This window comes from Sphaerisporangium cinnabarinum (genome assembly GCF_055567015.1).
Window position 1 is genome coordinate 126,379 of the sequence record NZ_JBVHRG010000006.1, and the last position, 11,165, is coordinate 137,543.

Here is an 11,165-nt window from a genome sequence, read left to right on the forward strand (position 1 = left end):
GGGGTGGCGCGTCAGGCCGTCTGGTCGCGGCGCGCGCGCAGCACCCACGCCCCGGACACCAGCGCCCCGCCCAGCAGCAGCGTGAGCAGGTCGAACCCGGTGTCGCCGCGCGGCGGGGCCGGTGGGACCGCGACGGGCGCCCCGCCCGCGGCGACGACGACGGGACCGGAAGGGTCTGCCGTGCCGACCACCGGCTCCAGGTCGAGCGCGAGCCCGTCCGGCGTCGTCGGCCCGGACGCGCTCGGGGTCTCGGCGGGTGCCGGGTCCGGGGCGGTCGGAGCCGGCGACGCGGGCGGGGCGACAGGCGTCTCGGGGACGGCAGGCCCGTCGAGCGCGAGCTCCCAGGACGTCTCGCCGACGAGGACGTAGCCGTCGAGCGCGCGCGCCGTCACGGTCACCGTGCCCCGCGCGGGGTGGCGGCCCGGGGCGAGCACCTGCTCGTCGAGGACGTACTCCACGCCGTCGGCGCGCGGCACCTCGATCTCGCCCCCCGCGCCCGGGCGCGGGGCGACGACCACGGGAGCCGGGGCCGGGACCTCGGTGAGGCCGGAGAACACGAGCTCGACGGCGCGCGACCCGTCCGACCCCGGCAGCACCGGCTCCGCCTCACCCTCCGCCGCGAGCCGCAGGCCCGCGGCCGGGGAGAGCGTCAGGACGACGCGCGCCACGTGGTCGACGTACCCCCCGACGGCGTGCGTGCTGCCGGGCGGGAGCACCGTGCCGGTCGCGTCGCGGACGACGAGGCCCTCGGCGTCGGGCACGGTGTACGTGTCCGCCGCGCCCGGGCCGTCCTGCGTGTCCGGGAGCAGCACGGTGACGACGGGGTGCAGCTCGGTGACCGCCTCGCCGACGGTCTGCCCGTCCGGGAGCTCCAGCACCTGGCCGTCCTCCGCCGTCGCCGTCGCCCGCAGGACGCCACCGTCCCGCGGCGCCTCGACGGTCCGGTACCCGTCGACGACGACCACGGTGCACGCCATCGGCTCGCCGCCCAGGGACCAGCGCACGCCCTCGACCACCGGCACGAGGTAGACCGCGCCCTCGGCGTCCGCGCGGACGAGGACCGGCGGCAGCACGACCGCGCGGGGCGCGGGCTCGCCGTCGGGCGCGGTGGGGTCCGGGCCGGGTGGCGGCTCGCTCTCGTCCGGAGCCGCCGGGCCGGGACCGGGGCCGGACGGTGACACGCCCGCGTCCGGAGCGGGCGTGCCCTCCTCGGGAGGTTCCGGACCGTCCGGCACGGGAGCGACCGTCGCGCCGTCCGGGGGCGCGCCGTCGTCCGGCGCCTGGTCCGCTCCGGGGTCCGGGCCGTCGTCCGCGTCGAGGACCAGGTCCTGGTCCGCACCCGCGCTCGGGACCGCGTCCGTGCCGCCCACGTCGGTCCGGCCGCTCTCCAGGACCCGCACGAGCGTCTCCGCCGCCACGGGCACGACCTCCGGACCGGTCGCGGTGCGCGTGACCGGCGCGGCGTGGGCCGTGGCGGTCGTGCCGACCAGGACGGCGCTCACCAGCACCGCGGCGAGCGTGGTCCTCGAGCGAGCCCGGTGCGGGGACATGGGCGTGCAGCTCCTCTCCGGTCGCGTCCGCGGGTGGATGCGCCCGAGGCCCCTATGCACGAGACGGGTCGCGCTGTCCGCATCGTCCGCGCGCGTCCCGTTTCGTCCGGGCCGGCGGGGCCCGGGACGAACCGTTTCGAGCGCTTCACCCGGCTTCCCCGAGAACCGGCGCACCTCCTCGCCTAGGGTGAGAGCGGATCACGGCGCGGTGCCGGCTCTGGGGGCGGAGCCGTGGCCGGACGCGGTTCGCAGCCCGTCCGCCCGCCCGCCCGTGGAGCGGGGGAAGCACGGAGGGCAGCATGTCGGTGACGGACACGACGACGTTCCGTCTGTACGGGGCGCCGCGCCCGCCGCACACCGAGCTCGTCCGCGAGCGCCTGCTCGACCGGCTCGAGGTCGACGCGGCGCTCCGCGTCGTCCGGGGCCCCGCGGGGGCGGGCAAGACCTCCCTCCTCGCCGAGTGGTCCCGACGCCGGGCCACGCCGGGCCTCTGGCTGTCGGTCATCCCGGAGATGACGCGCACGGACCTCTGGCGCGCGGTCGCGCGACGCGCCGCGCGGGCCGGGCTCGAGGCCTTCGAGGCGGCCCTGGGAGCCGCGGAGCTCACCGCCGAGGACGTGCCCGACCGGCTGGCCGACGCGTTCCTCGCCGTCCCCGGCGAGGTCGTGGTCGTCATCGACGACTACCAGGACGTCGCGGACGCCGCGGTCCACGACGACGTGCTCGCACTCCTGCGCCTGTGCCCGAACCTCTCCGTCGCCGTGGCGACGAGCACGGTCTCCCCGTTGGAGGCCGCCTCGATCGGGCTCGAGCTGGACCGGACGGTCATCACGGCCGACCAGCTGCCGCTGACCCGGGACGAGACGGCGCGCATGCTGCGCCAGGCCGGCGTGGACCTCGACCCCGCGGAGGCGCACGTCCTCACCGGGGGGCAGCCGCTGTACCTGCGCGTCGCGATGCTCGCGGCGGAGATGGCCGGGTCGCACGGGACCCCGGCACACGTCCAGGTCGCCGACGAGCTGCTGCGGGCCGCCCTCGAGAAGCAGCTCGAGGGCGCCGACCGGCCTCGGCTCGAGCAGGTCCTGCGGCGGTGCGCGGTCGCGGACGTCCTCACCGCCGACCTCGCCGTGGCGCTCACCCGGGAGCCCGCGGCACCGCAGCTGCTGTGGATGCTCGAGGAGCGCGGGCTGGGCGCGTGGGAGCGGCGTCCCGCGGGGCGGGTCTTCGTCCTGTTCCCCGTGGTGCGCGCGTTCGTGGCGGAGCGCGTCCGCGAGGAGCACCCGGACGAGTGGGGGCGTGCGGAGCTCGCGGCCGCGCGCTGGTACCTGACGAACGGCTACCCCGTCGAGGCGGTGCGGCACGCGGTCGACGCGGGCGACCTCGCGCTCGCCTCCTCGGCCGTCTCGCGGCACTGGGGCGAGCTGCTCGAGCCGCAGGCGCTGGTCCGCCTCGACGTCCTCAAGAGCCTCCCGCAGTCCGAGCTCCGGCGGTGGCCGCTGCTCGCCGGGGCCCTCGCGATCCATCACGACAGCGTCCCCGGGGAGCGCGCCGAGGCGATCGAGATGTACCACCTGACGCTGGCCGCCCTGCGTCCCCGGGCGAGGACGACCTCGACGGCGGAGCGCGTCGTCCTGGACGTGCTCGAGAGCGTCGCGCTGCGCTCCACGAACGCGACGCAGCGCGCCCTCGACCCGGCGCGCCGGGCACGTCGGACGCTCGACGAGCTGGGCGTGGACGAGCGCCGGGAGCTCGTCCGCGAGCTCCCCAGGCTCCGGGCCGAGGTCGCGATGTCGTTCGCGCGCGCGGGTGCGGACGACGAGGCGCTCGCCACGCTCGAGGACCTCGGCGGCTCCCCCGCCGTGGACCCGCGCGCGCTCTACGGTCTGTCGCTGCGCGCGCTCGTGCTCGCGCTCCGCGGCGACCTGCCGGAGGCCGTGCGCGACCTCGAGGTCATCGAGGCGTCACCCCACGCCGAGGTCCGCGCCGGGCGCGACGACCACCTGTACCGCATCGCGCGCGCGATCGTGTGCCTCGAGCGCTTCGACACGCGCGGCGCCCAGGCCCACCTCGACGTCCTGCGGCCGCACGTCGCGACGCTCGAGACCCGCCCGGTCGTCGCCACCGTGCAGGCCTACGTCGACCTGGTCTCGTTCGAGCCGGCCCTCGGCGTCGAGCGGCTGCGCCGCTACATCGAGTCCGAGCGCGGGCGCCGGCGCATCTCCGCGCGCGACATCGACCACCTCGACTACGTCAGCGGGCTGCTCGGGCTCGCGCGCGGCCAGGTCGGCGCGGTGCACTCGTGGCTCAAGGTCGCCCCGGCGACGTCGTCGCTCACCTGGCTGCTGCAGGCCCACGTGGCCCTCCTCACCGGCCGGTGGAGCACCGCGCGGGACGTGCTCGTCGCGCACACGCCGTCGCGGACGGCCGCACCCCGCCTGCGGGCCGCGCACGCCGTCCTGCTCGCCGCCGCCCTCACGCACGCCGAGGAGGAGACGCAGGCGCGCGACGCCCTGGACAAGCTCGCCGGCGTCGCCGAGGACCGGCGGCTGCGGTTCGCGCTCGCGCTCCCGGCCCGGCACGACCTCCTCGCGCTCGCCGAGCTGGCGGCACGGAGCAAGGACCAGACGGCGCAGCGCCTCATCGGGGACGCGGCACCCGTCCCGGAGCTCTTCGCCGCGACGGCCGACCTCCCGCAGCCCTTGTCCGACCGGGAGGTCGTCGTCCTCGACTCCCTCATGCGGCACGCGACCGCGATCGACATCTCCCGGAGCCTCACCGTGTCCGTGAACACGGTCAAGAGCCAGCTCCGCTCGATCTACCGGAAGCTCGGCGTGCGCCGGCGCGAGGACGCGCTCGCGCGCGGGATCGAGCTGGGGCTCCTCCCCGCCCAGCGTCCGCTGCCCGCGAGCGGCACGGACGGGGCCTGAGGCCCGCCCTGGTCAGACGAGGTCGTCGACGATCTTCGCGGACGCGCGCATCTCGGCACGGGCGAGGTCGTCGTCGATCTCGCGACCCGCCGCGATGAGCGCCGCGCGCGGCAGCCACGAGAAGACGACGAGGACGGGGTAGCTGTCCTCGCCCACGTACACGCGGCGGCGCCAGGCTGCCCACGCCACGGCGCGCGTGAGCACGCGCACGGGGTCGTCGAGCTCGTTCGCCGCGTGCGCGGCGTTCTCCCACCCGTGCTGCGCCTCGCTCATGACGCGCGCCCCGCCGTGCCCGAGCGGGCGGGCGAGCGCCGCGAGGCCGATGTCCTCGGCGATCACGACGGCCTCCGACGGGACCAGGTCCAGGCCGTCCCGGTACGTGCCGAACGTCGCGGGGTCCAGGTGGCGCCACGGGTCGTCGTCGGGCAACGAGTCCAGGAGGTCGGTGAGGGCGCCGGCGAGGAGCGTCACGGCGCGCAGCGGGTGCGCCTTCGCCTGGGCGCGCATCGCGGCCATGGTCGCGAGCCGGTCGTCGGGGTCGATGAGCGGCTCCACGAGGCCCACGGCCCAGATGGCCCACGTCGTGTCGTCCCACGGCGCGCCGGCGCCGTCCTCCTCCGGGGTCACCGCGACACCACCCCGCCCGGGGCGTCGGCGGCCCGGTACGGCGACGCCGTCGAAGCGCAGGACGCTGCGTGCACCCGGTCCACCTCCTGATCTCGTCCTGCCCTGTCCGTCCGGCGAGCCCGTCGCCGAGGACAGCATCCCACCGAGGCGACGTCCGCGAAACACCCGCGGCGGGCGAAGCGTGCGGAGATCACCCGCTGCCCGGGGTGCCCGAGGGTGAAGTCCGGTGTGAAAGACGGTGTCCGGCGCGCCAGGAGCCCCTCCGGGTCCGCATGCTTGGACCGTGACCGACCGGACCCTGCTCGACCCGCGCCCGCACCGGGCGCGCGACGCGCGTCCCGTGCGCGCCGTCGACGAGGGCCCGCAGGACGACGACGACCCCGGAGCGCTCCGGGACGAGGTCGCCCGCGTCGTCGCGATCGAGGACGACACCCGGTACCGCGCCGAGGTCTCGTCCCTCCTCGCCGCCCACGCGACGCAGTGGCGCCGGATCGCGGCGCGCCTGTGCCGCACCAACTCGGTGCCCGCGGCGCAGCACCTCGACGACGTCGCGGCGATCGTCGTGGAGACCGCCTGGGAGATGCTCGAGCGCTCCCGGCGCGACCCCGCGTACCTGCGCAGCATGCGCTCGTTCCTCGCGATCGTCGTCTACACCGCACGCCCGCGCGTCCGCTCGTTCCTCGACCACGCGACCGCACCGGCGTCGGGCATGGTGGCCGCGCAGCGTCGGCGTCGCGAGCTCGCGCGCACCCGCTCGGAGCTCGCCGCGCTGCGCGGCGCGGCCCCCTCGGTCGAGGAGGCCGTGCGCGCCACCAACGAGCGCCTCGGCGCCCACCGGGCCGACGTCGTCCGGCAGGGCATGGTCGTGACGGAGGCGGACGAGCTCGTGCTGCGCGGCGCGCTGTCGTTCGACGAGGCCCTCGACTCCGCGCGCACGACCGACGCGCACGCGGACTGCGTGCTGCACGCGGTCGAGGTCCCGGCGCTCGTCCGGTCCGTCGTCGACGCGGCGCACGCGCAGGACCCGGTCCGCGGACGCGTCGCGGCGCTCTGGATGTCCGAGGCGTACGGGGGCGGCGGACCGCTCCCGGGTCATGACACGGTTGTGTGGATCGCCCGGACCCTGGGTCTCCCCCGCCACCGGACCGTCGACCACATCGAGCGGGTCCGGGAGCTGGCGGCGCGGCACCTGCGGGACGTCGGCATCGTCCTCGACGCCGTGGAGACCGGGTGAGCGCGCACGTCGCTCCACGACCCGCACCTGCCGGGAGGCCCGCGGCGCAGCGCCGCGGCGAGCAGGAGAACCGCACCGTGGCGAGCACGGGGACCAGGGGGCGGCCGCAGGGCGGGCGCAGGAGCACAGGGGGCAGCAGGACATGTCTGACGCGGGACCCGGGCCTCGACGCTCGGTCGTCGAGGATGCGCTCGTCGTCGCTGCGACGGTGCCGGAGAGCGAGCACGATCGTGCGGTGGCCGGCCTCGTCGCCGTGCACGCCGTCGGGCTCGCGCGCGACGCCCGGCGGCACGTGCGGGCCTCGGGCGTCACGGGGACGGACCGGGCCGCCGCGCTGCGCGCGGTGACCGACGCGCAGCGCGCCGTCCTGGACGACCTCGTCACCGGTCGCCGCCCGCTCGACGGCCGCGCCTGGGCGCCCACCGTGCGCTTCGAGGCCGTCCGCGCCGTGCGCGCGCTGGCGGCGGACGGCACCGTCGTCGTGCCGCCGTACCGCCACCGCCTCGCGGCCGACCGCGTCGCCCTGCTCGTGCTCCGCGAGACCGCTGCCGTCGTCGACCTGCCCGCGTCCCGGGAGGTCGTCCGCGCAGGGGCCGTCGCGGCGGGGGTCCCGGCCGCACCGCCCGCGAGCGGCGACGCCGCCGTCCCGTGCGCGCTCCCGTCGGCCCGGCCGACGCCGTCGGTCGCACCGGCGCACGACCTCGCGCGTCGGGAGCGCCGTGCGCTCGTGGCGCGAGGGCGCGCGCGCTCCCGCGTCCAGGGACGTTCCGTGCGCTGGGGCGCCGCCGCGGTGCTCTCCGCGGCGACGCTCGTGTTCGGGGCCGTGGTCGCGCCCGCGGAGGACGAGGTCGGCCCCGGCCTCGGCGTCTCGGCTCGGCCCGAGCAGGTGCTCCTGGGCACTGCCCCGGGCACCGGCTCGACCGGGTGGGCACCGCTCGACGGCGTCGGCGCCGCGGCCGTCCGCCTCGACCTGTCCGCCCCGGTGCTGACGGGCCTCGCGCCGTCGACCGCGCCCGCCGTCGAGCTCGTCGACGAGCCGGCCGACGACTCGGTCGGCGAGTCCGTCGGCACGGGGGTGGGCGACGCCGCCGACGAGCCCGTCGACGCACCGCTGCCGGCGGTCGTCCCCGCCGCGCCGGGACCGGCCGTCCGCGAGACGACCCCGCCGGCTCCCGCGCCGGCCCCGCCGCCCGCTCCTGCGGCCGCACCGAAGCCCTCGCCGGCGGCGCCGAAGCCGTCGCCGAAGCCCACGCCGAAGCCGGCGCCGGCCGCTCGCCCCGCACCGACGCCCGTGCCCGCGCGACCGGCGCCGCCGGTCACGCGCCCGGCGCCGCCGAAGCCCGACCGTCCCGCACCGCGGCCGGACGACGCACGCGGCTCCTCCCGGCCCGGGACGGCGAAGCCGCAGCCGCAGATCCGTGACGACCGGCGCACCGACAAGGACTCGGGCCGGCAGGACCGGGGCCACGGCGGCGGGCGCGACGGCCGCGGCGGGCGCGGGTAGCGCTCGACGGCGGACCTCCTGACGGCACGGGGGCTCCCGATGGGCCCGGGCACCCCCGAGGGCACGAGAGCCCTCGTCGGCCGAGGCCCGCACGTCCCGTGCGGGGCGTCAGGGCCGCGCGTCGAGCCCCAGCAGCGCGCGGGCGCGCGCCTCGCCGCCGGGCGCGACGAGGGCGGCGGCGCGGTTGTCCGCGGCGACCTGGTCGACGATCTCGGCACGGTGGACCCGCACCTCGCGGGGCGCGTCGATCCCGACGCGCACCCCGTCGCGGCCTACCGACACGACCGTGACCACGACGTCGTCGCCGACGAGGATCCGTTCTCCCACCTTGCGTCCCAGCACCAGCATCGCCACGTCCTCCTGACGTCCCGCGTGTCATCCTGACCGTTCGGGAGACCTATGCGGGCGCGGCCCGGGTCAGCCTGCGTGCCGGAGCTCGGGGAGCCCGAGCGCGAGGACGGAGTCCGGGGTCGTCGTCAGCCCGCGTCCGACCACGACCATGGCGCGGACCAGCACGAGGCGCTGCACCTCGGCGACCCAGCGCTCGGTGTCGGCGGGCTTGCGCGAGGCGTCGACCACGACCGCGACCTGCTCGGCGCCCAGCTCGTCGAGGACCCGCGCCGCACCGACCGCGTCCACGCGCACCCCGACGGCCACGACCGTGGCGCGGGCCGCGCGGACCCCGCGGGCACGGGCCTCGGTCGCCGCGCGGCGGTCGTCGACGCGCACCGTGTCGCCGTCCGTCGCCGCGCCCGCGCAGGCCGTGAGCAGGCCCTCCCGCTGCGCCATCGCGCGGGCCGCCGGGACGACGTCCGCGGCCAGCCCGACGAGCGCCACGAGGTCCCCCGGCGCCGCGCGCAGCACCGGCGCGGCGGGTGGCGACGAGGCGGGGACGGGCGCGGGCGGCGGCTCCGCCGTCTCGGCCACGAGCTCGTCGAGCAGGGCGGCGAAGTCGTCGCCCCGGGTCGAGACCTCGACCGCGGCCGTCGGCGCCGGGCGCAGCGCGTCCCCCTCGTCGGCGTCGTCGAGCAGCGCCGCGATGCCCGCCCGGCGGGCCGCGGGGAACCGGACCGGCCCGACGGCGGTCCGGGGCCGCGCGTCGCTCACCTCGACCACCACCTCGTAGTGCTGTCGCCCGAAGAGTCCCTTGAAGCCGCCCGTGATGACCCGCTCGGCGGAGACGATCCGCGCGTCCGGGCCGTGCAGCCGCCGTGCCTGGGCGAGCACCGCGTCGAGGGACTCACCCTCGAGCCGCAATCGCCGGGGCATCGTTCACCACCCCGACCGTCTCGATGAGCGCGTTGCCCGCCGTCACCTCGGTGTACGACAGCACGGCGAGGTCGGGCACCTGCGTCGCGACGAGGCGCCGGACCGCCGCCCGCAACGACGGCGCGCACACGAGGACGACGTCCTCGCCGGAGGCCCGGGCCGCCTGCACGCGCTCGCCCACGGACGACCGGAACGCGTCGAGGCGTGCCGGGTCCACGACGATCGCCGTGCCCTGCTCGCCGCCGGGCTGGCGGCCCGCGAGCATCGCCTGCTCGAGGGCGGGGGCGATCGTCACGACCCGGATCGTGCCGGCGACCGTGTGCCGGGCCGGGATCGCGGGACCGAGCGCGGCGCGCGCCGCCTCGACGAGGTGCTCGGGGTCGGTCGAGCGCTTCGCGGCGAGCGCGAGCGCCTCGTAGATCCGGGGCAGGTCGTTGACGGCGACCTGCTCCTCGAGCAGCCCCTGCAGGACGCGCTGGACCTCCGCGAGCGACAGCAGGGCCGGCGTGAGCTCGTCGACGGCCGACGGGTTGGTCCGCTTGACCTCGTCGGTGAGCACGCGCACGTCCTCGCGGGACAGCAGCCGCGCCGCGTTCGCGGCGATGAGGGCCGACAGGTGGGTGACGAGCACGGAGACCCGGTCGATGACCGTGGCGCCGGCCATCTCGGCGCTGTGCCGCATCTCCACCGGGACCCACTTGCCGTCCATGCCGAACACCGGGTCGACGGTCGCCAGCCCGGGCAGCGCGGCGAGGTCGTCGCCGAGCGCGAGGACCTTGCCGGCCGGCGCCTGCCCGCGACCGGCCTCGACGCCGGCGATCCGCACCGCGTAGGTCGACGCCGGGAGCTCGATCGAGTCGCGCGTGCGGACGGGCGGCACGACGACCCCGAGGTCCGTCGCGATCTTGCGTCGCAGGGCGCGGACCCGTCCGAGCAGGTCGTCGTGCGCGCCGGTGACCAGGTCGACGAGGTCGGGCGCGAGGAGGATCTCGAGCGCGTGCACGCGCATCTGCTCGAGGAGGTCCTCCGTGCCGTCGCTGCGCGTGCTCTCCTTCTCGATCTGCTCGGCCGCGGCGCGCGCGACCTCGGCCCGCCGCTGGCGCGCCTTGATCTGCTGGGCCGCGACGATCAGGCCGACCCCGAGCACGAGGAAGGGCAGCTTGGGCATGCCCTCGATGAGCGCCATGGCGAACGCCGCGACGCCCGCGATGGCGAGCGCCTGCCGGGACTGGACGAGCTGGCTCGATGCCTGCGAGCCGACGTCGCCCTCGCCCGAGTTCGAGCGCGTGACGATCATGCCGGTGGCGACCGCCATGAGCAGCGCGGGGACCTGGGTGACCAGCCCGTCGCCCACCGTGAGGATGGAGTACGTGTCGACGGCCTCCATGGCCGGCATGCCGTGCATGACCACGCCGATCACGATGCCGCCCAGCAGGTTGATGAGCGTGATGACGATGCCCGCGATGGCGTCGCCCTTGACGAACTTCGACGCGCCGTCCATCGCCCCGTAGAAGTCCGACTCCGCGGAGATCTCGGCGCGGCGGGCCCGCGCGTCCTGCTCGCTGATGAGCCCCGCGTTGAGGTCCGCGTCGATCGCCATCTGCTTGCCGGGCATCGCGTCGAGCGTGAACCGCGCCCCGACCTCGGCCACGCGCTCGGCGCCCTTGGTGATCACGAGGAACTGGATGACGACGAGGATGAGGAACACGACCATGCCGATGACGAGGTTCCCGTCGACGACGATGTGGCCGAACGCGCCGATGACCTCGCCCGCGTAGCCGTCGCCGAGCACGAGCCGCGTCGAGGCGACGTTGAGACCCAGGCGGAAGAGCGTCGCGACGAGCAGCAGCGACGGGAACACCGAGAAGTCGAGCGGCTTCTTGACGAACATCGACGTCAGGAGGATCACGAGCGACAGCAGGATGTTGACGATGATGAGCACGTCGAGCATCGCCGCGGGGATCGGCACGACGAGCAGCAGGACGATGCCGACGACGCCGAGCGGTACGGCGATCATGGCGAGGGATCGGTTCTTCACGCGGAACGCTGGTCCT

At 76.9% G+C, this 11,165-nt stretch carries 8 protein-coding genes; 3 read left to right on the forward strand and 5 right to left on the reverse strand.

What is annotated here, in order from left to right; translation table 11 throughout:
• Positions 1 to 11: 11 nt before the first annotated feature.
• Entirely contained in the window at positions 12 to 1,502 is a 1,491-nt protein-coding gene (locus ACZ4MO_RS10580) for an ICP22 family protein (protein ID WP_186810328.1), read from the reverse strand.
• A gap of 347 nt (positions 1,503 to 1,849) precedes the next feature.
• On the opposite strand from ACZ4MO_RS10580, the gene ACZ4MO_RS10585 reads away from it, so the two are divergent.
• Positions 1,850 to 4,477 (forward strand): LuxR C-terminal-related transcriptional regulator, encoded by a 2,628-nt coding sequence (locus ACZ4MO_RS10585; protein ID WP_175007704.1) that lies wholly within the window; start codon positions 1,850 to 1,852, stop codon positions 4,475 to 4,477.
• A 12-nt stretch (positions 4,478 to 4,489) separates the two neighbouring features.
• On the opposite strand, the gene ACZ4MO_RS10590 is transcribed toward ACZ4MO_RS10585, so the two are convergent.
• Positions 4,490 to 5,104, reverse strand: a complete 615-nt coding sequence (locus ACZ4MO_RS10590) for a hypothetical protein (protein ID WP_074808686.1) — start codon at positions 5,102 to 5,104, stop codon at positions 4,490 to 4,492.
• A 283-nt stretch (positions 5,105 to 5,387) separates the two neighbouring features.
• On the opposite strand from ACZ4MO_RS10590, the gene ACZ4MO_RS10595 reads away from it, so the two are divergent.
• Together ACZ4MO_RS10595 and ACZ4MO_RS10600 are read left to right on the forward strand one after the other, a co-directional pair.
• Positions 5,388 to 6,338 carry a hypothetical protein gene (locus tag ACZ4MO_RS10595; protein WP_175007703.1) on the forward strand — a complete coding sequence of 317 codons (951 nt, stop codon included), beginning with the start codon at positions 5,388 to 5,390 and terminating at the stop codon, positions 6,336 to 6,338.
• Between the two features lie 235 nt (positions 6,339 to 6,573).
• Positions 6,574 to 7,842 (forward strand): hypothetical protein, encoded by a 1,269-nt coding sequence (locus tag ACZ4MO_RS10600; RefSeq protein ID WP_175007702.1) that lies wholly within the window; start codon positions 6,574 to 6,576, stop codon positions 7,840 to 7,842.
• Positions 7,843 to 7,950: 108 nt separating this feature from the next.
• Here ACZ4MO_RS10600 and csrA read toward each other — a convergent pair whose 3' ends face one another.
• From csrA to ACZ4MO_RS10615, 3 genes are all read right to left on the reverse strand, one after another.
• Entirely contained in the window at positions 7,951 to 8,190 is a 240-nt protein-coding gene (gene csrA / locus ACZ4MO_RS10605; protein ID WP_074808677.1) for a carbon storage regulator CsrA, read from the reverse strand.
• Positions 8,191 to 8,259: 69 nt separating this feature from the next.
• Positions 8,260 to 9,111, reverse strand: a complete 852-nt coding sequence (locus ACZ4MO_RS10610) for a hypothetical protein (protein ID WP_175007701.1) — start codon at positions 9,109 to 9,111, stop codon at positions 8,260 to 8,262.
• Positions 9,083 to 11,149: a flagellar biosynthesis protein FlhA gene (locus tag ACZ4MO_RS10615; RefSeq protein ID WP_175007700.1), complete on the reverse strand. Its 2,067-nt coding sequence runs from the start codon at positions 11,147 to 11,149 to the stop codon at positions 9,083 to 9,085. The genes ACZ4MO_RS10610 and ACZ4MO_RS10615 overlap by 29 nt, the downstream gene beginning before the upstream one ends.
• Between the last annotated feature and the right edge of the window lie 16 nt (positions 11,150 to 11,165).

Bases quoted from the DNA above. Each gene is read 5' to 3' on its own strand.
- ACZ4MO_RS10585 (WP_175007704.1), top strand. From the start codon at position 1,850: ATGTCGGTGACGGACACGACGACGTTCCGTCTGTACGGGGCGCCGCGC.
- csrA (WP_074808677.1), bottom strand. From the start codon at position 8,190: ATGCTGGTGCTGGGACGCAAGGTGGGAGAACGGATCCTCGTCGGCGAC.
- ACZ4MO_RS10610 (WP_175007701.1), bottom strand. From the start codon at position 9,111: ATGCCCCGGCGATTGCGGCTCGAGGGTGAGTCCCTCGACGCGGTGCTC.